The organism is Sphingopyxis sp. GC21, assembly GCF_025727575.1.
GTDB lineage: Bacteria > Pseudomonadota > Alphaproteobacteria > Sphingomonadales > Sphingomonadaceae > Sphingopyxis > Sphingopyxis terrae_A.
Map to the genome: position 1 here is coordinate 3559774 of NZ_CP095845.1, position 25589 is coordinate 3585362.

23 protein-coding genes and 1 pseudogene are annotated in these 25589 nt (G+C 62.2%); 9 read left to right on the plus strand and 15 right to left on the minus strand.

The genetic code is table 11. From position 1 onward, the window contains the following. Window positions 1-292: 292 nt before the first annotated feature. Complete coding sequence (locus MU856_RS17230) at window positions 293-1708, minus strand: sulfatase (protein WP_263588045.1); 1416 nt, start codon at window positions 1706-1708, stop codon at window positions 293-295. A gap of 494 nt (window positions 1709-2202) precedes the next feature. Here MU856_RS17230 and MU856_RS17235 point away from each other — a divergent pair, with 494 nt between their 5' ends. Both MU856_RS17235 and MU856_RS17240 read left to right on the plus strand, forming a co-directional pair. Next, window positions 2203-2700: a cupin domain-containing protein gene (locus tag MU856_RS17235; RefSeq protein ID WP_263588046.1), complete on the plus strand. Its 498-nt coding sequence runs from the start codon at window positions 2203-2205 to the stop codon at window positions 2698-2700. Further along, a complete protein-coding gene (locus MU856_RS17240; RefSeq protein ID WP_263588047.1) occupies window positions 2697-3623 on the plus strand; it encodes a 3-keto-5-aminohexanoate cleavage protein in 927 nt (308 codons plus the stop codon). Before MU856_RS17235 ends, MU856_RS17240 begins: the two co-directional genes overlap by 4 nt. A gap of 84 nt (window positions 3624-3707) precedes the next feature. On the opposite strand, the gene MU856_RS17245 is transcribed toward MU856_RS17240, so the two are convergent. Together MU856_RS17245 and MU856_RS17250 are read right to left on the minus strand one after the other, a co-directional pair. Beyond that, window positions 3708-4436: a hypothetical protein gene (locus MU856_RS17245; protein WP_263588995.1), complete on the minus strand. Its 729-nt coding sequence runs from the start codon at window positions 4434-4436 to the stop codon at window positions 3708-3710. Window positions 4437-4523: 87 nt separating this feature from the next. Next, window positions 4524-4769, minus strand: a pseudogene (locus tag MU856_RS17250) (Rieske 2Fe-2S domain-containing protein); the annotation flags it as partial. Window positions 4770-5092: 323 nt separating this feature from the next. Here MU856_RS17250 and MU856_RS17255 point away from each other — a divergent pair. From MU856_RS17255 to MU856_RS17270, 4 genes are all read left to right on the plus strand, one after another. Continuing rightward, window positions 5093-5299 (plus strand): hypothetical protein, encoded by a 207-nt coding sequence (locus MU856_RS17255; protein WP_263588048.1) that lies wholly within the window; start codon window positions 5093-5095, stop codon window positions 5297-5299. Between the two features lie 42 nt (window positions 5300-5341). After that, a complete protein-coding gene (locus tag MU856_RS17260; RefSeq protein WP_263588049.1) occupies window positions 5342-6454 on the plus strand; it encodes an S-(hydroxymethyl)glutathione dehydrogenase/class III alcohol dehydrogenase in 1113 nt (370 codons plus the stop codon). Window positions 6455-6549: 95 nt separating this feature from the next. Continuing rightward, window positions 6550-6864 (plus strand): 2Fe-2S iron-sulfur cluster-binding protein, encoded by a 315-nt coding sequence (locus MU856_RS17265; protein WP_263588050.1) that lies wholly within the window; start codon window positions 6550-6552, stop codon window positions 6862-6864. Between the two features lie 161 nt (window positions 6865-7025). Then, complete coding sequence (locus tag MU856_RS17270; RefSeq protein WP_412072799.1) at window positions 7026-8039, plus strand: VOC family protein; 1014 nt, start codon at window positions 7026-7028, stop codon at window positions 8037-8039. Between the two features lie 179 nt (window positions 8040-8218). Here the strand turns inward: MU856_RS17270 and MU856_RS17275 are convergent, their stop codons facing one another. Beyond that, complete coding sequence (locus MU856_RS17275; protein WP_263588052.1) at window positions 8219-9274, minus strand: aromatic ring-hydroxylating dioxygenase subunit alpha; 1056 nt, start codon at window positions 9272-9274, stop codon at window positions 8219-8221. A 272-nt stretch (window positions 9275-9546) separates the two neighbouring features. On the opposite strand from MU856_RS17275, the gene MU856_RS17280 reads away from it, so the two are divergent. Together MU856_RS17280 and MU856_RS17285 are read left to right on the plus strand one after the other, a co-directional pair. Continuing rightward, a complete protein-coding gene (locus tag MU856_RS17280; protein WP_263588053.1) occupies window positions 9547-10185 on the plus strand; it encodes a TetR family transcriptional regulator in 639 nt (212 codons plus the stop codon). A 71-nt stretch (window positions 10186-10256) separates the two neighbouring features. Continuing rightward, window positions 10257-10877 (plus strand): O-methyltransferase, encoded by a 621-nt coding sequence (locus tag MU856_RS17285; protein ID WP_263588054.1) that lies wholly within the window; start codon window positions 10257-10259, stop codon window positions 10875-10877. Between the two features lie 186 nt (window positions 10878-11063). Here MU856_RS17285 and MU856_RS17290 read toward each other — a convergent pair whose 3' ends face one another. From MU856_RS17290 to MU856_RS17325, 8 genes are all read right to left on the minus strand, one after another. Beyond that, entirely contained in the window at window positions 11064-12056 is a 993-nt protein-coding gene (locus MU856_RS17290) for a phosphotransferase family protein (protein ID WP_263588055.1), read from the minus strand. Next, window positions 12053-13327 (minus strand): phosphopyruvate hydratase, encoded by a 1275-nt coding sequence (eno, locus tag MU856_RS17295; protein ID WP_263588056.1) that lies wholly within the window; start codon window positions 13325-13327, stop codon window positions 12053-12055. Before eno ends, MU856_RS17290 begins: the two co-directional genes overlap by 4 nt. 2 nt (window positions 13328-13329) lie before the next feature. Next, complete coding sequence (locus tag MU856_RS17300) at window positions 13330-14286, minus strand: C-terminal binding protein (protein ID WP_263588057.1); 957 nt, start codon at window positions 14284-14286, stop codon at window positions 13330-13332. Between the two features lie 108 nt (window positions 14287-14394). Further along, a complete protein-coding gene (locus tag MU856_RS17305; protein ID WP_263588058.1) occupies window positions 14395-15024 on the minus strand; it encodes an RraA family protein in 630 nt (209 codons plus the stop codon). Between the two features lie 75 nt (window positions 15025-15099). Continuing rightward, entirely contained in the window at window positions 15100-16146 is a 1047-nt protein-coding gene (locus tag MU856_RS17310; RefSeq protein ID WP_263588059.1) for a dihydrodipicolinate synthase family protein, read from the minus strand. A 104-nt stretch (window positions 16147-16250) separates the two neighbouring features. Further along, window positions 16251-17264: a LacI family DNA-binding transcriptional regulator gene (locus tag MU856_RS17315; protein WP_263588060.1), complete on the minus strand. Its 1014-nt coding sequence runs from the start codon at window positions 17262-17264 to the stop codon at window positions 16251-16253. A 211-nt stretch (window positions 17265-17475) separates the two neighbouring features. Further along, a complete protein-coding gene (locus tag MU856_RS17320) occupies window positions 17476-19689 on the minus strand; it encodes a TonB-dependent receptor (protein WP_263588061.1) in 2214 nt (737 codons plus the stop codon). 152 nt (window positions 19690-19841) lie between these two features. Continuing rightward, window positions 19842-21323, minus strand: coding sequence for an MFS transporter (locus tag MU856_RS17325; RefSeq protein WP_263588062.1), 1482 nt, complete (start codon window positions 21321-21323; stop codon window positions 19842-19844). Window positions 21324-21497: 174 nt separating this feature from the next. Here MU856_RS17325 and MU856_RS17330 point away from each other — a divergent pair, with 174 nt between their 5' ends. Then, complete coding sequence (locus MU856_RS17330; RefSeq protein WP_263588063.1) at window positions 21498-23027, plus strand: aldehyde dehydrogenase; 1530 nt, start codon at window positions 21498-21500, stop codon at window positions 23025-23027. Between the two features lie 65 nt (window positions 23028-23092). Here the strand turns inward: MU856_RS17330 and tnpC are convergent, their stop codons facing one another. The 3 genes from tnpC to tnpA form a co-directional block, all read right to left on the minus strand. Beyond that, window positions 23093-24604 (minus strand): IS66 family transposase, encoded by a 1512-nt coding sequence (gene tnpC, locus MU856_RS17335; RefSeq protein WP_263588996.1) that lies wholly within the window; start codon window positions 24602-24604, stop codon window positions 23093-23095. Window positions 24605-24705: 101 nt separating this feature from the next. Then, the gene (tnpB, locus tag MU856_RS17340) at window positions 24706-25053 is read right to left on the minus strand and encodes an IS66 family insertion sequence element accessory protein TnpB (RefSeq protein WP_263588064.1); all 348 of its coding nucleotides are present in this window, start codon (window positions 25051-25053) and stop codon (window positions 24706-24708) included. Further along, complete coding sequence (gene tnpA / locus MU856_RS17345; RefSeq protein WP_263588065.1) at window positions 25050-25433, minus strand: IS66-like element accessory protein TnpA; 384 nt, start codon at window positions 25431-25433, stop codon at window positions 25050-25052. The genes tnpB and tnpA overlap by 4 nt, the downstream gene beginning before the upstream one ends. Window positions 25434-25589: the final 156 nt, after the last annotated feature.

Below are 25589 nucleotides of genomic sequence, written 5' to 3' on the forward strand. Positions count from 1 at the left end.
CGCGATGCCGGCGCCGGCCGCTTGCCCGTGCAAAGGGGGGTGGCCGGACCCCGCACGGGGCGGCGGCAGGGAAAGCGCATATTAAGTTCGGCGCTTTCCATGCGCCGCGGCCGGCTCAGCCTGATTCACGATCGATACGTCGGTCGGCGAATAAATGAATCGCGACACCGGCAGCCGGCAACACTCAAGCAGGTCCACTAGCCGGCGACTCGCCATGATCCAGGCAGACGAAGACGTCTGGCGGAGCGGCCCTTTCGCAATGCCTGCCCGCGAGTCCGGAGCCGCTCCTGCCTCAGCGCGGCTTTATCATCTCGCTCGGCTCGGCCCGGTACCGATCGGGAAGATATTCGGATATGCTGTGTGTCGCGCTGTCGGCTGGATAGGCAAGCATGGTTGCGTTCCATTCGGCGAATTTCGCCTTGAGCATCTCGAAACGCTTTCGGTCCCGCTCGGCATAGTTGGCGCGTTCATGCTGATCCTCCGCCAAGTTGAACAGCCACTCGCGATCCATGACTTTGAGATATTTCCAGCTTCCCTGCCGGACGGCCGCCTGATCGGCGGCCTTATACCGCCAAAACAGGGTTCGCTCCCTGGGCGGAGCGTGGCCAGTCAGCACGTCCAGCAGATCCTCGCCGTCAAACCCGGCAATCGAGTCCGGACCCGCACCCGCGGCAGCCAGGAGTGTCGGGACGAAATCCATCGAGATCATGACTTGCGAACAAGTTTTCCCGGCAGCGATGCGAGCCGGCCAGCGCATGATGACCGGCACGCGGATCCCACCTTCCAGCAACTCCGTTTTCTTGCCGGTAAAGGGCCAGGTGTCGGAAAAGCGTTCGCCACCATTGTCGCTTGTAAAAATGACGATGCTGTTGTCGGCGATCCCAAGGCGATCCAGTTCTTTCAGCAATCGTCCGATATTGGCGTCCATGCTCTCCACCATTTTTGCATAAGTGGCGAGACTCCCCCCGTCGAGATGAACGGGATTGGCAATCTGCTTCGAAAGCTGCTCATCCTCGGGTCCCTCCCATGGCCAATGCGGCGCGGTGAAATGCAGGCTGAGCATGATCGGCCGCCGCTGTTCCACCGCATATGCGACCTCCTCAATGGCCTTGGCGCCTAGAAGATCGGTCAGATAGCCGTGACGTTCGACCGGTGTATCCCCTTCGATCAGCCCGGAGGACGTGACCGAACCGAAAGTCAGTCGATGGGTAAAATAATCCGCGCCTCCTTCCTGGATGCCAAAAAACCTGTCGTATCCGCTCTTAAGCGGTCCATATTCGGGCATGTTCCCCAAATGCCATTTGCCGACGAGCGACGTCATATAGCCCATGGCCCGCAACCGTGAAGGCAAGGTCGGCGTATCGGCGGGCAGACCGAAATTGCGCAGCGAAATCGGCTCCTCCAACCCGCAGCGGAAGCGATATTGATAGCAACCTGTGATAAGGCCCGTTCGGGTAGCCGAGCAAACGGGAGAGTTGGAATAACCGTCTGTTAGACGCAATCCTTGCTCCGCCAAATGATCGAGGTGCGGCGTCTTGATCGAACGAGCGCCATAGCAACTCAGATCGGCATAGCCGAGATCGTCCGCCATGATAAAGATGATGTTGGGTGGAGGCGCCTTTTCGGGCGACGCGTAAACCAGATCTGGCGTCAACGCTGTTGCGGCGCCCAGGCCCGCAAGTATGTTTCTTCGCGAGACGTCAGTCATTCCCGTCCTCCCTTTGACTATGCTGTCGGTGCCTCTTTTAATCGTTCGGCTCCCGCCGAGAACCGATTGAGGGTTGCTCTTCTCCTGACGCCCGGAGTGGCATAAATCAATACCCATCGTATCGTTTCTCGCTGGAACGGCAACTGCATCGGTGGCTGCGAGCGGCCAGCTGGCCTCGTTTCCAGCCCGCTGGAGCTGAGATGCGGGTCCGGCAGGCCGCCATCCCTTTCAGCCGGCCATCTAATTAAGGGGCGCCGACACCCGCACCGGCCTCGGTCACCTCGACATCGGAGACACAAAGCCTTCGAGTGATGGAACGCGGCCCTGCGTGCTCCTCCAAGCTTGACCAGCCGACCGATTGCTGCCACAAATGCCTATAAATACGGGGCGGCCCGTATCTATTATGAGAGATGGCCTAAATGACAGCGACGAAAATTTCCCCGGCGAGCGACAGATCACCAGCAGAGAGACCGGTTCGCCATGTCCGTCGAGTCGTGACGGGTGAGAATGAAGCGGGGCGGTCCCTGATCCAGTCCGACGGTCCGGCGCCCAACGTCGTGCTGCCGGACCATTCGCCGATGGTCGCGCAGGTTTTGTGGGCGACCGGCAAAGGCGCCGCACCCGGCGACGAACCGGCCCCCGCCAGCCACCAGTTCGGCTTCCATTCCGAAGGCGGCACGATCCTGCGCATCGTCGATTTTCCGCCCGACGAGAACTGCGATCCCGGCAAGGTGACGACCTTCCTCGACGAGAATGAGGTTCGCGATGCGGACGCGCCGCGGCACTTCTGGTTCCACAAGACTCCCTCGCTCGACTATGCAATCGTGCTCGAGGGCGAGATTTACGCGATGATGGACGAAGGCGAGACTCTCCTGCGCCAGGGAGACGTGCTGATCCAGCGAGCGACCAATCACAGCTGGTCCAACCGGTCCGACAAGATGTGCCGGATGGCATTTGTCCTCGTCGCCCTCGGTGAAGGAGAAGCCGCATGAGCAAGGTCATCATCACCTGCGCCGTCACCGGGGGCGCGCATACGCCGTCGATGTCGCCTTACCTTCCCGTCACGCCGGAAGAAATTGCAGACCAGTCGATCGAAGCGGCGGCGGCAGGTGCCTCGATCATTCATCTTCATGCCCGCGATCCCGAAACCGGCAAACCGACGGGCGATCCCGCGATTTTCCAACGCTTCCTGCAGCGGATCAAGGGCGCAACCGACGCGGTCGTAAACATCTCCACCGGCGGTGGTGGTCCTGCGATGGCGATCGAAGAGCGAACGCTGGCCGCGCAGGAACTGCGGCCGGAAATGTGTTCGCTCAACATGGGGTCGATCAACCTCAACCTTAGCGAACTGGCGCAGCGCAAGCGCGAGTGGAAGCATGACTGGGAACAGCCCTTCCTCGAATCGACCAAGGACCTCGTCTTCCGCAACACCTTCGCCGACATCGAATGGATCATGACGAATATCGGCAATGCGGGCACACGGTTCGAGTTCGAATGTTATGACACGAGCCATCTCTACACGCTCGCCTATTTTCTCGAGCGCGGCCTGGTGAAGCCGCCGCTGTTCGTCCAGACGGTCTTCGGCTTGCGCGGCTCGATCGGCGCGCACCCCGAAGATCTCATGCATCAGAAGCGCACCGCGGACAGGCTTTTTGGAAGCGATTATAAATGGTCTGTGCTCGCGGCGGGCGTCCATCAGATGCGGCTCGCGGCGATGAGTTCGCTGATGGGCGCCAATGTCCGTGTCGGTCTCGAGGACAGCCTGTATATCGGACGCGGCGAGCTGGCTATTTCCAACGCGCAGCAGGTCAGCAAAATCCGGCACATTCTCGAGGAACTTGGGATGGAGATCGCCTCGCCCGACGAAGCACGCCAGATGCTCGACTTGAAGGGCGGCGGCGACGTGGGCTTCTGATCCGCCGAGCGGACTGAGCCCCTGACGGGCGCTGACAAGCCATGGGCGGCGGACCGGATCCGGGCCCGCCCGCCCATTTTCCTATCAGGCGGGCACCTGTCCGGCGTCCGCTTCCTGCGGCCGGCGCGCCGTCTGCTCCGCGGCAATGTGCGCCGCCAGAATCCGCCGCGCGCGCACAGCGCCCTCATCCATTGGCAAAAGCGCCGGCGACAATTCGAAAAGCGGACGGTTGCGCATTCGTTCCTGAACGGCGTGGATCATCGGCTCGTCCTCATACTCGAAAGCGTGACTGATGCCGGCGCGCAGCATCTCCTCAAGCTCTGGGTTGTCGAGACAACGATCGCGCGACAAGCCCCAGAAATAATGGGTGGAGATCTCGGTCTCGGGCGTCAGCAAGTGCGCCTGCGGCATGGTGGCCTTGCGGCCATCGCCCGAATCGAGAGCGACGGCGCATGTCTCGAGAAGCATGTTGGCCGGCGCTTCCCAGTGCGTGTTGGCGGCGCCATCGATGCGCTTCACGTCAGAGCCGAGAACGATCTCGAACAACGGAGTATTCGGCTGATCGCGCATATCGTTGAACACCGACACGCGCTCGCCGCGCTGCTCGGCGCGATAAGCGATGCTCGATGCCGTGCCTTCAGGCGCGATAAACGGATGCAGGAATTCGGCATGACTGAGATCCATCAGATTGTCGGTGACCAGCTCATAGTTGGCGTTGACGTGCAGATAACCCTGGATCGTCGCCCAGCCTTGCGCGATCAGAAATGGATAAGAAGGCGGCGCGGTGCCCGCGACGGCCGCTTCGTCGCCCATCCATATCCAGATCATGCCGTCCTGGACGCGTAGCGGATAATGTCGGACACCGAGCGACGCCGGCAGGGCACCGCGGCCATGCGGATTGTGAACGCAGGCTCCGCCCTTGTCGAAGACGAGCCCATGATAGGGGCAGCGGATCGTATCTCCGCTGACCCGGCCCATGCTGAGCGGGGCGAAGCGGTGCGGACATTGGTCGGCCAGCGCCGCCGGCTCGCCCGAGGCGGTCCGAAAAAGCACCACGGGTTCACCAAGGAACACACGTGCAAGCGGCGCATCGCCAAGCTCGCTCGACCAACCTGCCGCGTACCAGGCATTGCGCAAAAACGACATCTGCTTCTCCCGCCATTCACTTGCTGTGATGGCGAAGAAATAATACTATTCGTTTCGTATGGTCAACCTTCCGATTTTCCCTTTGTAAATTGTCGGATGCCTCGCATCGGTCGATAGGCACATGAACAGTGCAAGCCTTGGCGTCAGAGCGTTCCCGCGCCTGAGGCAACGCGAAAGAGAGCTTGAAACGCGCCTGTTGGCAAGGCGTGGCAAAGGCGCTGTGCCCCAAGGTCGACCGGCGGCTGGCATCGCCTTCTCTGAACTTGACCTAAACGTTGCGTATTGTATTTAAGCTTGATAAGATTCGCTGGAGAGGATCGAGGATGCAACAAGAAGCGAGCTTGCCAGCCAAGCCTTCATGTAACCTATGCAAGGACAGCGGCATCATCATTATCGGGCAGGGTGACGCCACTTTCGTCCAGAAATGCGGCTGCGGCTGCATGAACGGACGCGATTATATGGCCGAAATGGGACTCTTTGCCGCGGCGATCATTTTCATGGGGCTGCTTGCCATACTCCTGGCGCTCTGAACCCAGTCCTTTCCATCCCCATTGCTTTGGAGACTTTCCGAGATGAAGACCCGCGCCGCCGTTGCGTTCGAAGCGAAGAAGCCGCTCGAAATCGTCGAGCTTGACCTCGAAGGCCCGAAGGCGGGCGAAGTGCTGGTCGAGATTATGGCGACGGGCATCTGCCACACCGATGCTTACACGCTCGACGGCTTCGACAGCGAGGGCATCTTTCCGAGCGTGCTCGGCCATGAAGGCGCGGGCGTCGTGCGCGAGGTCGGCGCAGGCGTCACCAGCGTCGTCCCCGGCGACCATGTCATCCCGCTCTACACCCCCGAATGCCGCCAGTGCAAAAGCTGCCTTTCGGGCAAGACCAACCTCTGCACCGCGATCCGCGCGACGCAGGGCAAGGGGCTGATGCCCGACGGCACGACGCGCTTTTCGTACAAGGGCCAGCCGATCTATCATTATATGGGCTGCTCGACCTTCTCGAACTTCACCGTGCTGCCCGAGATCGCGGTCGCGAAGATCCGCGAAGACGCGCCGTTTCAGTCGAGCTGCTACATCGGCTGCGGCGTCACCACCGGGGTCGGCGCGGTGATCAATACCGCCAAGGTGCAGGTCGGCGACAATGTCGTCGTCTTCGGCCTCGGCGGCATCGGATTGAACGTGATCCAGGGCGCGCGGCTTGCGGGGGCAAAGCAGATCATCGGCGTTGACATCAACGCAACCCGAGAGGAATGGGGCCGCAAGTTCGGCATGACCGATTTCCTCAATTCGAAAGGCATGAGCTGCGAGGATGTCGTTGCCGCGATCGTCGCGATGACCGACGGCGGCGCCGACTATACGTTCGACGCGACGGGCAACACCGAAGTTATGCGGATCGCGCTCGAGGCCTGCCACCGCGGCTGGGGCACTTCGATCATCATCGGCGTCGCCGAGGCGGGCAAGGAAATCGCGACGCGTCCGTTCCAGCTCGTCACCGGGCGCAACTGGCGCGGCACCGCGTTCGGCGGCGCCAAGGGCCGCACCGACGTGCCCAAGATCGTCGACATGTACATGACCGGCAAGATCGAGATCGACCCGATGATCACCCACGTCATGGGCCTCGAAGAGATCAACAAGGGGTTCGACCTGATGCATGCGGGTGAGAGTATCCGGTCCGTCGTCGTCTTCTAAAGAGTCCGACAGCGCGCTGCGGGCCGCCACGCTGCCGCGGCATGGCACGCCTCCCCCCTTCCCCCGGTGGTGCCGTAGAAACAGGATAATGGAATATGCCCAGACTCACCGTAATCGACCGAGGCGGCAACGCGACCGAAGTAGAAGCCAGCCCCGGCATAAGCGTCATGGAAGCCATTCGCGACGCGGGGATTGACGAGTTGCTCGCGCTCTGCGGCGGCTGTTGCTCCTGCGCGACTTGCCATGTTTATGTCGATTCCACCGCCTTCGAACTGCCGCCGCTTGGCGACGACGAAAGCGACCTTCTCGACAGCTCGGATCATCGGACCGAGCGGTCCCGCCTCTCCTGCCAGATCCCGTTCGACCATGCGCTTGACGGACTGACAGTTATTTTGGCGCCGGAGGATTGAGTTGGGGCCGCGCGGCAAAGATTGTCGCGGCGGGCGCCTTCCTCGTGCGTTCGCGTGGCTTCGCCCCTTGTTTTGCGCGCCCAGAACGGCTATTTACAATACGGAGCGTTTCGGTTGTCCCGCAGACGTATCGGCAAGAGCCGAATTGATGGAGAAGAGAGATGCCCATAGGTGGTGTTGAAAGCGTTGTTTACGGAGTCGATGACCTTGAGGCTTCAGCGCGATTCTATGACGATTTCGGATTGAAATCCATTCGCCGTACCCCCGACGAGGTCGTCTATCGCCTTGAAGAAGGCTCGCGCGTCATCCTGCGTAAGTTCGACGATCCCTCGCTGCCGGCCCATCATTATGAAGGCAATGGCGTGCGCGAAACCTTTTACGGCGTCGACACGCGCGAGGAGCTTGACGAATATGCCGAACGCATCGGGATCGACCGCGAGGTTCGCCGCTCCGAAGACGGCAACCGCATCCATTTCGTCGCTGACGGCGGCATTCCTCTCGGTCTGCGCGTATGGACGCGCTCCAAGGTGCTTTATTCTCCCGATCCGGTGAACGCGCCCGACAATGTCAAGCGCCTGAACCAGCATCGCCGCTGGCGGGTACGCGCCGCGCCCAAGACGATCAACCATGTCGTGTGGCGGGCGCAGGATATTCACGAGAGCTTTGCCTTCTTCCGCGACCGGCTCGATTTCCGGATGACCGACTATCAGGTCGATGCGGGCATTTTTGCTCGCCCTGCCGGCGTTCATCAGCATCATGTGGTGTACTTCCAGCGCTGGGACATGCTGCCGCCCTTCAACGTCGGCTTCGACCATGTCTGTTTCGGGGTCGAGGATATCGACGAAGTCTATGCCGGCTGGAATTATCTCGAGCGCCGCGGCTATCGCAATCCGCTGGGCGGCGTCGGACGCCATCGTGTCGGATCGGCTCTCTTCTGCTATTTCGACGCACCCTGCGGCGGCATGGCTGAATATGGCGCCGATACCGACTATCTCGACGACAGCTGGATTCCGCGGATCTGGGAGGCTCGCTTTGGGGCTTTTACCTGGACGAGCAAGGTCCTGCCCTTCCTTCCCGAAGAGCTGCCCTGGGAAGTAAAGCTCGACCAGACCACGCTGCCACAGGGCGCCATTCCCGAAAAAATTACCTATGCCGACGAAGCGCGCCACGACTGAGCGCATGTTCATCGACAGCCCCGCAGCCTGAAGCCGCCAGCAGCATATCTCTTTGTCCTAAAACTCGACCGGCGACCCACCAAGGATCGCCGGTCGATTTGCGTTGCCCGGCAACGAAAGCCGCCCACAAGCATGAGATCAAGGCCGGGCGTGCTTCGAGGGAGCCCGGCCGACCCGACCTAATCCGTGATCGTCTCGCGCGCCATCCAGCCTTCGATGATGCGGCGCGCCTCGATGCCAGCAGCATCGGCCTTCACGCTCCGCTCGCCTTGCGAGCCGCGGCGCGGCTTGCGGCTCATGATCGATTGCACCTGCTCGAGGACGAACTCATCTTCCTTGAACCCTTCGATGACCATCTTTTCGAACATATCCATCGCCGCCTCCTCGCGCGCGAAATCCCGCCCGAAAACATAAAAATAATGCATATTCTTCTGGTCGATCGGGGTCGTCAAATGCGCAAAGCGCACGCGTCCGGCCGGTGGTTCGGACCGATCGGGATTGCAGAAGTCGCTGCGGCCCTCCTGAGCTGCCGGCGAAAGCAGCGAGCCCGAATTAATCCTATTCCACAGCGCACCCGGCTCGAGCCCTAGCGGAATCGCCATCCCTGGAATGAGTGGCGTCCGGATGAACTCCTGCCGGTACGTCACGGTGTTCCCGTCCTTCGCCACCTTGGGAGCGTCGACCCAGTCGGTGATCTGAAAGGTCGCCGCATGGACATAGCCAAAATGCGTGAGGTCGAGGACATTTTCCTTGAGAAGCAGGTAATTGGCGGCAATCTCGATCCGTCCCTTGCGGATCTCGAACCCGGGATCTAGCATCCAGGCGAGCTCAGGCGGCGGCGGAACGTCATCGAGCCGCGATTGATCGCCGAGATATATCCAGACCAGCGGCCCGATTTCACGGACCGGATAGGCCTCGACGCCGATGGGGGGCGGGCTGCTCATAGACGGCACGTGCACACAGCGGCCGCTGGGTCCGAACTGAAACCCATGATAGCCGCATTCGATCGCGTCGCCGCGTAGCTTGCCGATCGAAAGCGGCGCCTGCCGGTGCGGACAGCGGTCCTCGAGGGCGACGACGGCGCCCTCCTCGGTCCGGTAAAGCACGACCGGCGTGTCCAGCAGCCAGCGTGCCAACGGCATCCGGCCTACTTCGTCGGCATAGGCTGCCACCCACCAGCAATTATAAGGATAGTTGCGCTGGCCATATAAGGTATCGACGCTTGCAGTCGCCATTTCGGTCTCTCCTCTTGCCCATCGGCGGCGGCGGGCCGCGCGACAAATCCATCACTCCTCACCCGCGGACAATCGCCATCCGGCGTCGGAAACGCTCGCTCGGCATCAAGCATGGCCTGCAGCATCGGGCGGCCCTCGGCCGTGTTGCGGTCGGACCGGAGCAACAGGTCGCGCGGCATCTTCGCAGAATGGGTACATACCGACCTCCCCATTGCTAACATTGTTAGTCTTGCTTCTAGTAATTGGCGACGATTTGATCAATAGGGGGAATCGTGGCAGCCCCGGCAAAACTGAATCTCGATCTGATCCTCGACGAAGCAATCGCCTTGCTTCAGGAAGACGGACTTGACGACATCACGCTTCGCAAGCTTGCGACGCGGCTCGACGTCGAAGCCCCGTCCCTCTATCGCCACGTCGCCGGCAAGCAGCAATTGCTTGCGCTCATGGCGGTGCGCCTGTTCCATGACCAGATCGAAGCGATCGGCGACTGTGCGTCTTGGCAGCAATGGCTCAGCCAGTTCGGCCGGACATTATGGGCGACGCAGCACCGGATCGGCGACGTTGCACGGCTTGTTCTCACCACCGAATTCGACCCGGACCAGTTGATCGCCATGACCGAATGGCCCCGCGATATCCTCGCCCGACACGGGATCGACGCACCGACCGCGCTGGAGATGCAGATCGCGGTCCAGTCGATGGTTCTCGGTCTGAGCGGTCTTGCCGGTGCCGCAAGCGGCGGCTCGCTCCAGAAGCTTGTGCCGTTCGACGCGATCCTCGAGCAGGCGCTGGCCTCGCTGGTCACCGGGTGGGAGACGCGACTGAACGCCGCGCGAGCGGATCGCGGCAGGCGGCCGAAGGCTGAACCGGCCGCGGTGAAGGAGCACCCGCCGACTGAGAGGTTGATCCCTTAATTACGGAACGCTACGATCCGTTTGCTTATTGGAGCGAGATCGAGCCTCGCACACGAAGATGGGGACAGGGGATGAACAGCGCTTTCGAAACAGTGATGGCCCGATATGAAGCGCGGGCGCGGGAAGAAGAAGCAGCGCTCGCGGCGCTGTCAACGGGCGAAGCTCCAGCGGTTCTCGACGATCTCTTGCTGAGCATCGGACCGGTCGTCGGCTCCTTCCTCGCGGAACTGGTCCGCGGCGCCCGCCCGCGTCACATCGTCGAACTCGGCACGTCTTATGGCTATTCGACCCTCTGGCTGGCGCGCGCGGCGGCAGAGGTCGATGCACGGATCGTCAGCGTCGATGTGGCCGCGCAGAAGCAGGACTATGCCCGCGAGCAATTGCGGGAAGCAGGCCTGGAATCGGTCGTCGAGTTCCGCACTGGCGATGCGGTCGAACTGGTTTCGCGGCTCGATTTTGCTGTCGACCTTGCGCTTCTCGACATTTGGAAAGAGCTTTACATTCCCTGCTTCGAAACTTTGCGGCCGAAGCTGTCGCAGGATTCGATTGTGGTTGCTGACAATATGCTCGAGCCGGTTGCGCATCGCGAGTCGGCTGAGAAATACCAGAAGCATGTTCGCGCGCTCAAAGGCGTCTCAAGCATTGCGCTGCCGCTAGGTCAGGGCCTCGAAGTCACGCGCTTCCTCGCCTAGCTGCGCCCCTTTCCCGCATTGGCCGAGACGGTGTTGCCGCGCTCACGTCGCTTCCCGCGCCTTTGTCACGATAGATCGATGACGCGCTCGGGACACCGACCGGTGGAGATCGATAAGGATCGTTGCCCGCGGCACCGCCGGTTGATGTCCTGGTTGGACAACCGGGCAAGTGCCGGCGGCGATCCGTCAACCCCGAATCAGCATGTCGCAACAGTCCGCCAGTGAGGTGGGGCGTGCGGCGACAGCCCCCCGCGCCGCGCCGCGCAGCGCGCTGCGCTGATCCGTGTCGAGATATTCGACCGGCGATTTGCCATCGACACGCGCCAGCGCCAGAACCGCCAGCAGGTCCGCCGCGCGTGTGTCGACGGCCTTGACGGGCTCCCAAGCGACATGCGCAAGATAGGCGGCGATCAGCCGGTCGATCGCCGTGCGAAGCGACGCTTCCTTCCCCGCGACGACACGGGCCTTGATGACAAGATGATTGACGCAAAAGGCGAGGTCGAACGCGGGATCGCCGAACCATGCGCATTCAGCATCGAGCAGCACAGGACCCTCGGGGCCGCAAAGAATGTTCTTGGGACTGACGTCGCCATGGACCAACGCTCTGCGGGTGTCGGCCGTGGTGCGCGCGATCGCGTTGATCATCGGCGCAAGATCGGGGTGGGCAGCGGCGGTCGTGCGCAGATAGGGCGCGATCCGGAGCATCTCGAAATTCGCATCGGTGGCGAAGCGCGCCCCAAGCAGGGGATTGTCGGCCGTGGCGGAATGGATACGGCCGATCAGGGCTCCCACGTCAGCGGCAACGCCTGGCTCAATGCGGCCGGCGAGAAGTTCGGTCTTCCACAGCGGATAGCGCCCGGGCTCCAGCCACGCCATCGCGAAGAGACCACGCACCGGATCGTGCGCAAGCGGCTCGGGTACCGATCCCGGCGCCACCTGGGCGATCACTTCCATATAGGCCCACTCGAACGCATTGCGTTCGAGTGGGGCCTTCCACTCGGCGGCAACCTTCAGCTCGGCCAGCGCGCGCTTGACGCAAAAACTGCCGACTGAGGTATCGACCCGCCAGATGTCGGAGGATACGCCGCCCGCAAGCGGAATCCACTGCCCTTCTTCATCCCCCGAGCATAGGCCTTGGTCGCGTAGAAACGCGACCAAGCCAGGCTCGACCGAATTCATAGCGGCGCTAGTCCGCTTCGTGCGGACCAGGGAAGCCCGGCCTCCTCGATACGAAGCAACTGGTTGTATTTCGCCTGGCGCTCCGAATTGCGCACCGAGCCGATCTTGATCTGGCCACCCGCCACTCCGACCGCAAGATCCGCAAGGAAATCGTCTTCGGTCTCGCCCGATCGCGCCGATATCACGGTGGTATAACCGGCCTCGCGTGCGGTCCGGATCGCCTCGAGCGTGCCCGTCAGCGTCCCGTTCTGATTAACCTTGATGAGCGCGCTGTTGGCGATGTTCGACCCGATCCCCCGCCGGATGCGCTCGGGCTGGGTCGCGAACAGGTCGTCGCCGACAAGCTGGATATGCGAAAGGCGACGCGTCATTTCGGGCCAGTTGTCCCAGTCATCCTCGCCGAGCCCATCCTCGATCGACACGATCGGGTAGCGGGAGACCCAATCGGCCTGCAACGCGATCATCTGCTCCGCGTCATAGATGGCGCCCTGCCGGACGAACGGGTAGCGCCCTTCGGCATCGATCAGCGAGGATGAAGCGATGTCGAGCGCGATGGCGACCTGGGATCCCGCTTTCAGTCCGGCACGCCCGAACGCCGCAACCATGAGATCGAGCGCCTCTTCCGAGCTTGCGAAGCCAGGCGAAAGCCCCCCTTCGTCGGCAAGCAGGATGGGAAGGCCGCGCTCGGTGCTAAGCTCGGTTGCCGCCAGCCGAACCCGGCAAACCCAGTCGAGCGCTTCGGTATAGGATGACGCGCCCACGGGAATGACGAGAAAATCCTGAACATCCATCCCGCGGCCGGCATGGAGACCCCCCGACAGGATGTTGACCATCGGCATGGGCATGGTGGGGTCGACGCCGGCTAGGTCGGCGAAGCGGCGCCAAAGCGGCTGGCGCCGCGCCGCCGCACTGGCGCGCGCCACGGCCAGGCTCACCGAAAGGACCGCATTCCCGCCGAGCCGGGCAAAATTCGGCGTACCGTCGGCCTCGCGCATCGCTTCATCGATGCCCATCTGGTCGTATGCGTCGTGGCCGAGGAGCAGCACCGCAATTTCGCCGCTGACATGCGCGACGGCGTTCCGGACGCCCCGCCCCCCCCACGCCGTGCCGCCGTCCCGTAGCTCGACCGCTTCGGCCTTGCCGGTCGAGGCGCCCGACGGCGCCGAGGCGCGCGCGATCGTCCCGTCGGCGAGTTCGACCTCAGCCTCGACCGTCGGACGGCCGCGGCTGTCGAGAATTTGGCGCCCGCGAAGGGCCGTGATCGCCGTCATGCTTATGCTCCCGGGTTGTTGCAGGGATTTTGGGGCCGACCGCCTCCCAAGACACGCACAACCTCCTCGGCCGAGCGCCGGCGAAGCTCGGCAAGCGAGGCTTCGGACGAAAAGGCCACATGTGGCGTCACCACGACGTCAGCCCGTTCGACCAGAGCGCGCGGCGGGTCGGGCTCGCCTTCGACTACGTCGAGACCTGCGCCCGACAAGCGCCCTTGCTCGAGCGCTGCGAGCAACGCGTCATTGTCGACAAGCGGCCCGCGACTGACGTTGATGAGAAAAGCGCCGGGGCGCATCTGCGCCAGACGGGCCGCGTCCATCAGATGATGAGTGCCGGCGGTGAGTGGGACATGAAGGATCACGACGTCGCTTGCTTCAAGCAACGCATCCAGCGCGACCAGTCGTGCGGCACCGCTCTCTCGTGCGTAAGGGTCATGGGCAAGCAGCGCGCATCCGAAACCCTCGAGCCGGGTAACGGTCGCGCGACCGATACGGCCCAGCCCGACCACACCGACCGTCAGGTCCGCGACCCGGCGGAGCTTCGCCGCCGCCGGGTCCCATCGGCCCGCCTTCACTTCGCGATCGAAGGCGACCGTCCCGCGCGCCCAATCGAGGAGCAGGGCAATGGCGTGGTCCGACACCTCGCCGACGCAATAATCGGGAACGTTCGTCACCCACGCGCCGAAATCGGTTGCCGCCTCGACGTCGATGTTATCGAGACCGACCCCGATGCGCTGCACGACAAGCAAATTTTCCGCAGCCGCGATAGCGCGCCCGGATACCTGAGCCCAGCACGTCATGATTGCCTGCGGACGATATCGCTCGACGAGGGAGACAATTTCCTCGGCACTCGCCGGCACTGCAGGCCCGGTAAAAAGCTTGTGGCCTGCACCCTCAATGACCGCGCGCTCGATGGAATCGTCGGGCCACGCATAATCGGTCTGAAACACGATCGCCATTTTCTCTCCCATCTTCATCGTTCCGGACGGCAGACAAGCCGCGGATTCCGCCTCTCTTCGCCATCGAAACGGCGCGCGGCACCGAGGCTCAGACGCCGATCACAGCCATCATTGCGGTACTTCGCGGCCCACCGCTTCCATGATTGTCGCGCCCGCCTCGATATGAGCCATGATCCGCTCCTCGATCCGCGCATGCTCCCGTGCGGTCGCGACAACGGCTTCGACCTCGTCCGGCGCCACGACGACGGCACCGTCGTCGTCCGCGATGATCCAGTCGCCGGGACGGATGGTCACGCCGCCAATTTCGATCGGGATCATCGACAAGCCCGGCTCGCGCCCGCGCCGGGCAACGGGCGTAACGCCGCGTGCCAACACGGTGATCGGCAGATCCGCGATCGCGGCACGGTCGCGGATCAGACCGTCGACGATGATCCCCGCCATATCCCGTCGCACCAGGTCCGCAGCGAGAAGATCGCCGAGATAGGCCGATGCGCCGGGCGCGCTGATACAGAGAAAATCGCCGGGCCGGGCCGCGTCGAGCGCGCTGAATATCGCAACGAGCGACCCCTCGGCGCATGCCGCGGTGACCGCGCGGCCGACGGCTGTCCCTTTTCCGGCAAAGCGCTGAAGGCCGGGTGCGACGACGCCGCGCCCGGCCGCCGCGTCGGCAACGATCGACGAGGACAATGACGCCAGTGCGCGCGCGGCGTCTTCGATTGCGGGTTCAGTCTGAGACATTCATATCATTCCCACTCTCGATGCACCGGCCCCAAAATGAGGCCGGTGCCGATTCCTTTATGGCTGCCAGGCCGCTTAGGCCGGCACAGCCTCCGGAGAGACGACCGCAGACTCGCCCGCGGTCTTGTGGGGATATTTCTTCTGGATCTCACGATCCTTTGCAGCGAGACGCTTCGCGGTCTCGACCCGCTCTTGCGGGGCGATATGATAGGGCGGAAGCGGCGGCCCGGCCTTGATGTAGCCCGCATAATGGATACGCGTCTTGAGCGCCGTAATCTTGTTCATGTGCCAGTTTTCCGACCCGCCGGCGGGCGAGAATTCGTCGCCAGGCCAGGCATTTTCTGCCAGCAGCGACATGGTCTTCGCTTCGTCGCCGCCCAGAATCGCGTCGCGCAGCGCCATCACATAGCCAGGGGCGCAGTTGATATAGCTCGACCAGCAGGAATCGACCCCGAACGCCTTGTTGACGAGCGGCCAGTCGGTTTCCTGCGTCAGCAGCTTGATATTCTTGCCGACCGCATCGAGGTCGGCGTTGTAGGTATTCGAGGGGATCATGTTGCTGATCATCAACTGGGTGCGATATTTGCAAGCAACGATCTGGGGAAGCTTTGCCAGTTCACGATATACCGAGGTGTTGATCGGACGCTTGAAGGCCTGCGCGTCGTCGTAGAGGAATACCGCCATGTCGGGCAGCTCTTCGACGATGTCCTGGTACCATTTCACGATGGCGACATCGTCCATCGCCGAAAGCATCGGGCGGCCGAGGTTGAGACCTTGGGCGCCAAGATCGCGAAAGATGCGCGCCCGCGCGATCGTATCGCGCGTGTTGAGCGTCGTTGCCCCCGCGAAGACGGGAACGCGGCCCGCCGCCGATTCAACGACGGCGCGGGTGAAATCGGTGATCTCGTCGAGCGTCAGCGACGACAGTTCGCCAAAGGTGCCGTTGAGCACGATCGCGGTCGCGCCGTCGCGGATCAGCACGTCGGCAGCCCGTGCGGCTTCCTCCAGATCGACCGCGTTCTTGGTGTTGCGATCGATCTCGACGTCGGTGCGCGTGGTGGTGGGCATATAAGCCACAACACCCGAAATATCGGCGGCGGACAATTGGGGCAAACGGGACATGGCGCTCTCCTCTCTTCGATTCACTCTTCGACGAATTCAACGTTACGCACACGTGTACGTAAACTCTGAAACGGGATCAAGTGGAATCTGCCATGTGGCGCGCGCTACGTGCGTCCGTTTGCGAAAGGAACGGTGGAGCCGCGCTGTATCAGTTGGAATGACAGCTCGGTATGCTGTTGCGCCATAGCTTCGGGATTTGTCAGCATCGTCGATGCTGCGTCGGCAAGATCGGTCATGGGCAAGGTAATCGAGGTCAGCCCGCCGGGCCAAACGGCATACCAGTTGGCGCTGCCCGCGACGACAACGGATATGTCACCCGGGATGGCCACGCGGCGCTCGCCAAGCATATGCATGCCGCCGAGACTGAGGGGCGCGCTCGACAGGTAAAGTGCGGTTGGCGGCTTCGGCAGCGCCAGCAGTGCGGCAACGGCGGATGCCCCGAATTCAGCAGTCGATGGCCCGAGCCGGATAAGGTCGCTGTCCAGCTGGTGCCCGGCTGTCTTCAGCGCCACATTCAAACCGCGCAACCGCGCCTCGCCGATCCGTTCGCTCGGAAGCGGTCCGACAAAGCCGATCCGCCGATGGCCAAGGTCGAGAAGATGCTGCACGGCGAGGGTAGCCCCCCCGCTGTCGGTAACCGAGACGCTCGGTCCCTGAAGGCCGGGAGCGATATTCATGAACTGGACGCAGTGTACGCCGCGGAGATATTCGAGCGTCTCGGGACGAGGCGCTTCCGTCAGGGCGACGACCAGCCCGATCGGCCGCGCCTCGATCAACGCTCGCACCAAGGCCAGTTCGCGTTCCGGGTCGCCGCCGGAAATTGACAGGAGAAGCCGCTGATTCCGCGCGCTGCAGTCATCGGCAAGCCGCTGCGCCGCCGCGGCATAAAATTCATTGGTCATGTCGGGAAGCAATACGCCAACGACATTGCCTGTCCCGACCCGCAGCATGCGCGCGCTCGAATTCGCGACATAGCCGAGCCGGTCGGCAACCGCGCGAATTCTTTCCTTGGTGTCCCGGCTGATGCTGTCATGATCCGCAAGCGCACGTGAAACGGTGGGATGCGAGAGATTCAGCTCGGCGGCGATGTCCTTCAATGTCGGCCGCGATTTTCGCACTCATTCCTCCGCATCCAAGCCAATCGCTAATTAGCGCGACATCGCCGCAAGTGAAAGCGCGCTACCGCGACGGCGCGCCATCGTCGACACGAATGGAAAGCGAAAGGGTTCGCGGGACATGGAGAAAGTGAAGCAGCAGTGGGCTGCGGGCGTGGTTACGCCGTGCCGGTCCGAAGGGCCGACACAAGCGCCGTCCCGGCCGAACGGATCATCAGAAGTTCACGCGTGCCCGCACGCCATAGGTGCGCGGCTGATTGATGGTCGGACGGTTGATCGTTCCCGATTGCAGCCCGCCGACGAGAAAGGCTTCCTTGGTCAGATTCTGTCCAAACAGACTGACCGACCAGCGGTCGTCAGGCGCATGATAGCCGACCTCGGCGTTGAAAACGGCATAGCCCTTGTCTCGCGTTACTGGGCTGAAGTCGATCGACGTCCACCGCGATGACGCGAAGTTCACGTCGCCGCCGACTTTTACCTCAGCCCCGCTTGCAAGGTCGAACTTGTGCTCATAGCCCGCTGAACCGGCCCATTTCGGTGTCCGCATCATTGGGAATCCCGAACAATCGATCGCGATGCGCGCCGGTGGTCCCGCCGACAGCGTGGTCGTGGCGCAGGTCGTCCCGATCGGCGTCGCCGGCTGGATGCGGACGAAGTCGGCATATTTCGATTTCACATGCTCGACGCCGAAGTGGAACCGGTCGTTGGGCGTCATAAGCCAGTCCACATCAACACTGACGCCATAGGCTTCGGAATTTGCCGCATTTACGGTTTGGAATTTAGGCTGGTTGAGCGCGTTGAACCCGACGAACGCAATCTGCTGGTCCTTGATCTTCCAGTAGAACAGTTCGAGATTCAACTGCAGCGTGTTGCCGAAGAAGCGGTTTCGCGAGCCGAATTCATAGGCGGTCACATATTCGGGACCAAATTGGGAGTCGACACTCGGAATATCCACATATGAGCCGCCACCTTTGAAACCGCGGCTAACGGTTGCGAAAATCATGGAGTCCGGTGCGATGTCATATTGCGCACCGAATTTCCAGGTGACCGCATTATCGGTGACCCGCTCATCAATGAAGTGGTCGCCGGGTTCAACCCCGGGCAGAAAGGCAGCGGTCGCGAGCGGGGCCGGGAAAAGCTGGTTCTGGAAACCTCCCGAGACCGACCGCTCCCACGTGTAGCGCAGGCCGCCGATCAGGCGCAGGCCCTCGGTCAGGTTGAATGCGCCTTCGCCGAACGCTGCCCAGGACTCGACCTTGTTGGGGTTGTTGAGGAAATTGACCGCGGGTCGGCCCACCGGGGGATTGGGGTTGTTGATTTGAAAAGTCTGCGTGATATCGACATCAAGATAATAGGCGCCGACCACCCAACGCAAACGGTCGGATTGATTGGCGAGCCGTGCCTCGAACGAGGTCTGCCGGATTTTGGCATCTTCATCGATGCCATAGCCAGGCACATAGCTGATGCTGTCAATCTTCTCGTGGCGATAGGCCGGCAGCACAGTGAGTGTCGCAAAGCCCATGTCCCAGTCGAGTTGCGCGTTGACGCTCCATTGGTCGAGCGCGTTGCGGGGCTGCGCAAGTGGCCGGAACCCGCTGACCGTGCTTACGCCCGTGTCGGACCCAGGATCGAGCGCGCCGACCCAAGGATCGCCGGCGACGCGGAACGGAAAGACGACCGATCCTGGACCGGTGCCGCGAACGCGCGCGATATCAAAGTTCAGCTTGATACTGACATCCGGCGAAGGCTCCCAAAGCGCACGAATGCGGCCTGCGGTGGTGTCGTCATCGCTCGTGCCGTCGCTTAGATACCCGTCGTGCTCGACGTGCTGGCCGGCCAAGCGCACAGCAAATGTCTCGGACACAGGTAGATTGACCGCTCCGACGATGCGACGAGCATCATAATTGCCGATCTCCGCCGACACAAAACCCTCGATCCCGCTCAGCTTCGCGCCTTGCGTGATCAGGTTGATCGCGCCGCCGCTGGCATTGCGCCCGTAAAGCGTGCCCTGAGGTCCTTTCAGCACTTCGACACGAGCGAGGTCGTACATCGCCGGCGAAACCTGGGTGGTGGTGAACAAGTACACGCCGTCGAGGCTGTAGGCGACCGCTGACTCCTGCACTGACTTGGCGTTGAATGACCCGATGCCACGGACATAGGTCTGGATCACATTGCCGGCATTGGCGAACTGGACGCCGGGAACCGCATTCTGGAGCTGGCGAACGTCCGAAATTCCGCGCAATTGTTCGGGCGTAACCGTGTCGATGATGACCGGCGCGCGCTGGGCCGATTCCTCAAGCCGCTGCGCTGTAACGATGATGTCGTCCAAACCCTCAGCCTGGGCGCTGCGATCCTGGGCCTCTGCGGCGGGCGTCAGACAAACCGCGACGGAGCCCAACAAAAATGCCCGAAGATATTGCTGTCCCACGCTAATGCCCCCTCCCAATATGCCTTTGCGGCATTTCAAAACGGTTCGTATCGTTGTGTTTTTAAAAAGTCAATGGTTCGGCGGGTGAACGCATATGGGTGGTGCCGAAGCCGAAGAAGGTCCAAGCCGAAACGACGCGCCAGGATCGCGCTTCAGTTCGCAGTTGCGAGGAAGAAGCGCCGCCGCTGCTCGTAGATCCTGCGCGAGGCGAGGCAGACGGCAAAGCCTGCCACGATCACGGGCACCAGCACCACCAGCATCGATTTGCCGAGCGCTGCAGGATCGGCGAAGAGATAATCGTTCACCAACGCGACAAGGGTGGCGGCAGAGCCGAGCGCCAGCAGTCCGGCGAGCACGAAATGGAGAGAGGTCGCGCGGCCGCGGAACTGCGCGGGCGTGATGTCATGGATCGTCGGCACAACGCTCGCCAGCCCGAAACCGCTGCCCACCATGAACAATCCGATTCCGATCAGCGCGCGGTGCTCATTCGGCGCCGTGACCATCAGCGTCAAACCGGCGAATGCCGCCGGCCACCAGATGAGCGGCAACAGGAAGCGTCCGCCAACGCGTCCCTTCGCCACGGCCCAGTCGCTGCATATGCCGCTGAGAATGCAGCCCGTCATGCCGCAGAGGGCGGCCACCGGTCCCACCATCAAACCGGCTTCGGAAGGCGTGAGACCGAAGGTACGGATGAAATAGCTCGGCGACCAGGATGCTACTGCAAAGCCCGTGAAGGCCGTCATAGCCGACACAAAATGCACCGCCACATAAACTTTGGGAGCGCTACGCATATGCTCGAGAAAGCCCTCGGCGGTCCCCTGTTCCGACGAGACACGCGATCCTTGGCGCGCCGGCTCACGCACGGTCAGCATCAGAAGGGACAAGAGGAGTCCCGGCAGTCCCACGATGATGAAGGTGGCTTTCCAGCTGGCGATGGGCCCGATGGTCGGCAAAGAGGCCACGCCAACGCCTCCCAGCATGCCAAGGACAAGACCGCCAATCAGGAGCGATGAGCCGCCGCCGAGATAATTGGCCATATTGTATATGCTCATCGCCTTGCCCCGCCGGACGGGCGGAAAATAATCTGCGATGAGCGAAAAGGCTGCCGGCGCCAGACAGGCCTCGCCAATGCCCACCCCAGCCCGCGACAAGAACAATTCCCAGAAATTGTCCGCAAGCCCGCCAGCCGCGGTCATCACGCTCCACAAGGCAATTCCAATCGCCAAAATGGTTCGCCGACTGACCCGGTCAACCAAGGCGCCGCAAGGCAGGCTGAACGCCACGAAGAAGACGGCAAAAGCCGTGCCTTGCAACAGGCTGACCTGCGTGTCGGACAATCCGAGATCCGCCTTGATGGGCTCGACAAGAAGCGACACGATATATCGGTCGAGATAGGATGTGATCCCGACAATCAGCAGCACGCCGACGACATACCAGGCATAGGCCGGACGCGGATAAATTGAATGCGAGACTGCCGTCGCTGCTGGTGCCGTGTCCATGCCTTGCTCCCCCCGGCGCCGCCGCTGTCGAGCGATCACCAAAATACACGACCGGTGCAGATAACGACAAAGGCTTGTCGTTCCCGCGATCACGCCGGATCCGCCCAGCGGAACCGCGCCGCCGATCTCAGTCAACGAAATGAGCGACAACCGACAGCGACCATATCGCAATCATTTATCGAACGGCTCGTTTCGTTTCGTATAGATGCCTCGCCAATCGTGCGCAAGGGATCAAACTCATCTCGGTATTGCGCGTTCGATCGTCTCAATGTACACGTGTGCGCAACCAAGTATCGAGGGAGAGAAAATGTGTCCGTGACCATATCATCGCATGACGCAAAAACCGCCATTCGCGGCCTGTTTATCGACGGCAAGGAAATCGCCGCTCCCGGCTGCGACACGCTGCCGATCATTTCCCCACGCGATGGCAAGGTCATCGGCCATACGATCAATTGCGGGGAGACCGAGGTTGATGCAGCGGTGGCCAGCGCCCGCCAGGCTTTCACCGATTCGGATTGGTCGCGCATGCCGGATCGCACACGCGCCAAGCTGGTATTGAAGCTGGCCGACGTTCTCGAGAAACACCTCGATGAACTCTACGAACTGGAAACGATCAACAACGGCCGCCCTTTCCGCGAAACGCGGGCGCAGTTGGGCAAGCTGGCTGACATGTTCCGCTATAATGCCGCGCTGTCGCTCGCCAAGCGCGATGCAGTTATCCCGGTCGAAGGCAATTATCTGGCCTATACGTTGCGCCGCCCCGTAGGCGTTGTAGCCAATATTTCGCCTTTCAATCATCCCATTCTGATCGCGTCGCGCAATCTCGCGCCAACATTCGCCTCGGGTTGTACCACGGTGCTCAAACCATCCGAATATACGCCGCTTACGGCCATCCGGCTCTGGGAAATCATGAATGAAGCCGGCCTTCCCCCGGGCGTTTTCAATCTGGTGACCGGTCATGGGGCCACGACAGGCAAGGCGCTGACCAACCATCCCGATATCAACAAGCTCGCGCTCACTGGCGGCACCGAGGCCGGCCGCATTGCCGGTCAAGCCGCGGCGAAGAACTTCGCGCAGCAAACCCTCGAACTCGGCGGCAAGACACCCGTGCTCGTGTTCGACGACTTCGACCTCAACCAGGCTGTCGACTACGCCGCCTTCGGCTCATTCATCGGCGCAGGCCAGACCTGTGTCTGCTCGTCGCGTCACATCGTCCAGCGCACCATCTATGACGAGTTTGTGAAGCGCTTCGCCGCGAAGGCAAAAGCCATTCGTGTCGGCGATCCGATCGACCAGTCGACGCAGATGGGACCGGTCATCTCGGAGCGCCAGCGCCAACGCGTTCTCGATTTTGTCGAGATCGGCCTTGGCGAAGGCGCGGAGCTCGTTGCTGGCGGGCGTATTCCAGAACATATGGAAGACAGCGGTGGCTTCTATATCGAGCCCACGGTTTTCGCCAATGTCACGCCAGATATGCGCATCGCGCGCGAGGAAGTATTCGGTCCCTTCACCGTCGTCATCCCCTTCGATACAGAAGAAGATGCCCTGCGGATCGCAAATGATTCCTGCTACGGCTTGGCGTCGGCGGTCCGCACGAACGATGTCGCCCGCGCACACCGAATCGCCGATCGACTGGAAGCTGGGATCGTCTGGATTAACGATCACCATCGGGCGGACACGGCTTTCCCTTGGGGCGGCGTCAAAGATTCGGGCATCGGCCGCGAAGGCGGTCAGGAGTCCTTCGATCATTATTTCTTCACGAAGGCGGTGATGGTCAACAAGAGCAGCGAGCCGTTCGACTGGTTCGAGCCCGAGATGCGCGACCTGCGAATGAACTGATTCCCGATACAGCAGCTCCGCGCCTCATGTCGGTCCTCGGGTAAGCGTGAGCTGGAGACCGCAGATCAGGCGGCTGCGGCGATCGGTTGCTGATCGGGCCGCCAGTTCCACGGCATGAGTTCATCCCAGCGGGCAGCAGGCCAGTTGCCAGCGATCTTGGTGATGACGTCGGCGATATAGGCCTGGGGTTCAAGGCCATTGAGTTTGGCGCTCTCGATGACGGAATAGACGGCAGCGGCGCGATCACCGCCTGCCTTTGATCCGGCAAACAGCCAGTTTTTACGGCCCAAAGCCACACACCGCATGGCGCGCTCCGCAATGTTGTTATCGATCTCCAGGCGGCCATCATCAAGGAAGCGCGTAAGCGCGACCCAGCGCTTGCGGCCATAGGCGATCGCCTTGGCCATCTCGGACTTGGGCGAGAGACGGCGCAGGGCTTCGTCGAGTGCCTGGCGCAACTCGTCGATCAATGGCTGAGTGCGGTCCTGCCGACTTCGTCGCCGGATCTCGGGCTGATGGCCTCGAACCTCTGCCTCAATCTCATAGAGCTGACCTATACGCTCCAACAGATCGGTGGTGAGCGGCGTCGGCTTGGTGGCGTGGATGTCGAATATCTTCCGCCGGAAGTGCGCCCAGCAAGCAACCTGGGTGACACGGTTAGTGTCGTAGAGCTTGTCATAACCGGCATAGCCGTCGGCCTGGAGATAGCCGGTGAAGTTGGCCAGCTGCCGTTGGGGATGCGCGCCTGTGCGATCGGTGGTGAACTCATACCAGACCAGCGAGGGGGTCGTGGCGCCGGAGCCGCGATCATCGACGGCGTAAGCCCAGAGCCTGCCAGTCGCCGTCTTGCCCCGGCCCGGATCAAGCATGGGAACCGGCGTATCGTCGGTATGGATCTTCGAGGCGGTCAGGCCGACCTCGCGAATGCGACTGACGATCGGGTCGAGCAGCACGGATGCCTGCCCGACCCAGCCTGCCAGCGTTGAGCGGTCGATCTCGATGCCCTGCGCCGCCATGATCTCGGCTTGGCGGTAAAGTGGCAGATGATGGTCGAACTTGGAGACGACAACGTGGGCCAGCGTGCCAAAGGTCGCTTTGCCTCGGGCAATGGCTTTTACCGGCGCGGGCGCCTGGACGATCTTCTCGCAGGACCGGCAGCTATACTTGGGCCGGATCGTCCGAACGACACGCCATTGCACCGGCACGGCATCGAGCATCTCGTCGCTATCCTGCCCCAGCGGCCGCAACGCCCCGCCGCAGCCGGGACAGGTGCAGGTGCCTTGCACAGGCTCGATCCGCTGTTCCTCGCGCGGCAGATGGGCAGGCAGCGACCGAACAGGCGACGGCCGATCAACCTCTGCCGGATCGGCCCGACGGGCGGCGGCGACGATGGCCTCGCCTTCGAGCTCTTCGAGGGCCAGCTCAAGCTGTGCGATCTGGGTATCGAGCTTCTCGGATGACTTGCCGAACTGCATCCGCTTGAGGCGCGCGATCTGCACACGCAGCGTGTCGATCAGGATGTCGCGAGCCGAAATATCGGCGTGGGCCGCCGCCAAAGCAGCTTCGAGCTCGGCGATCCGAGCGTCTTTGTCAGCGGTGGAAAGGCCTGCGTCCGACACCGCGATCCTATAGCGGAACAGCGGTTATAATGCCAGAAAAAGCGCCGAAAAATGGGCATTTATCCCGCTAATGAAGGGGTGAAAATGCGCTCGGGCCGCCGCCAATCTATGCCTTCCAACAGCATGGAAAGCTGGGCTGCGGTCATCACCACCGATCCAGTCTTGGTCGATGGCCACACGAACCGGCCACGATCCATCCGCTTGGAGAAAAGGCACATGCCCTGACCGTCATACCAGAGCAGCTTCACCAGATCGCCTCGCTTCCCGCGAAAGGCGAACAGCGCGCCGGAATGCGGGCTTTGCTCCAGAACCTGCTGCGTCATCACGGCAAGGCCGTCGAAACCCTTGCGCATGTCCGTCGCCCCGCAGGCCAGGAATATCCGCGTCGATGGCGGCAGCGGGATCATCGCGTCAGGATACCGATCACCCGCGACAGGGCGTCGGCATCGACCGTAGCGTCCACACTCACCCTGATGCCCGACGGCAGCTCGATGCCGATCACACCGTCGCTGCGCGCGGCGACCGTTGGGGCGGGCAAGGCCAGCTGCTCACTGATCTGCACCTCCGCAAATGCCGGCTCCGCCAGCTTGCGAACCCCGGCAAGCTCGCCGGACATCGCCTGTCGTCGCCAGGTGTAGATCGAGCCGCTGCCGACGTCATGGCGTTCACACGCCGCGCGCACGCAGCCCTCCGGCCCGAATGCATCCCGCAGCACGGCCAGCTTCTGCTCCACCGTCCAGCGCCGCCGGCCCGACAGCCGGCTAACGACCTCTATCCGACTACTCATACGACCGCTCGTATGAGTAGTCGCTGCACCGCTAGCTGAAACCTCGATCTCGTCCGACACCGGCCACCCCGCTCAAAGAGCGGCAATCATCCCCGCGAATGGGCGCCGTGCAAGGCGGTCGTCAGACCTCGCTTACGTCCTCGGAGGCTCCAGCGC

Excerpts from the sequence above, each read along its gene's own strand:
- MU856_RS17255 (WP_263588048.1), top strand. The coding sequence starts at position 5,093 with ATGCAACAAGAAGCGAGCTTGCCAGCCAAGCCTTCATGTAACCTATGC.
- MU856_RS17310 (WP_263588059.1), bottom strand. The coding sequence starts at position 16,146 with ATGTCCCGTTTGCCCCAATTGTCCGCCGCCGATATTTCGGGTGTTGTG.
- MU856_RS17240 (WP_263588047.1), top strand. The coding sequence starts at position 2,697 with ATGAGCAAGGTCATCATCACCTGCGCCGTCACCGGGGGCGCGCATACG.
- MU856_RS17285 (WP_263588054.1), top strand. The coding sequence starts at position 10,257 with ATGAACAGCGCTTTCGAAACAGTGATGGCCCGATATGAAGCGCGGGCG.
- tnpA (WP_263588065.1), bottom strand. The coding sequence starts at position 25,433 with ATGAGTAGTCGGATAGAGGTCGTTAGCCGGCTGTCGGGCCGGCGGCGC.
- MU856_RS17270 (WP_412072799.1), top strand. The coding sequence starts at position 7,026 with ATGCCCATAGGTGGTGTTGAAAGCGTTGTTTACGGAGTCGATGACCTT.
- MU856_RS17245 (WP_263588995.1), bottom strand. The coding sequence starts at position 4,436 with ATGGGCGACGAAGCGGCCGTCGCGGGCACCGCGCCGCCTTCTTATCCA.
- tnpB (WP_263588064.1), bottom strand. The coding sequence starts at position 25,053 with ATGATCCCGCTGCCGCCATCGACGCGGATATTCCTGGCCTGCGGGGCG.
- MU856_RS17290 (WP_263588055.1), bottom strand. The coding sequence starts at position 12,056 with ATGAATTCGGTCGAGCCTGGCTTGGTCGCGTTTCTACGCGACCAAGGC.
- eno (WP_263588056.1), bottom strand. The coding sequence starts at position 13,327 with ATGACGGCGATCACGGCCCTTCGCGGGCGCCAAATTCTCGACAGCCGC.
- MU856_RS17300 (WP_263588057.1), bottom strand. The coding sequence starts at position 14,286 with ATGGCGATCGTGTTTCAGACCGATTATGCGTGGCCCGACGATTCCATC.
- MU856_RS17305 (WP_263588058.1), bottom strand. The coding sequence starts at position 15,024 with ATGTCTCAGACTGAACCCGCAATCGAAGACGCCGCGCGCGCACTGGCG.
- MU856_RS17260 (WP_263588049.1), top strand. The coding sequence starts at position 5,342 with ATGAAGACCCGCGCCGCCGTTGCGTTCGAAGCGAAGAAGCCGCTCGAA.
- MU856_RS17275 (WP_263588052.1), bottom strand. The coding sequence starts at position 9,274 with ATGGCGACTGCAAGCGTCGATACCTTATATGGCCAGCGCAACTATCCT.
- MU856_RS17265 (WP_263588050.1), top strand. The coding sequence starts at position 6,550 with ATGCCCAGACTCACCGTAATCGACCGAGGCGGCAACGCGACCGAAGTA.
- MU856_RS17230 (WP_263588045.1), bottom strand. The coding sequence starts at position 1,708 with ATGACTGACGTCTCGCGAAGAAACATACTTGCGGGCCTGGGCGCCGCA.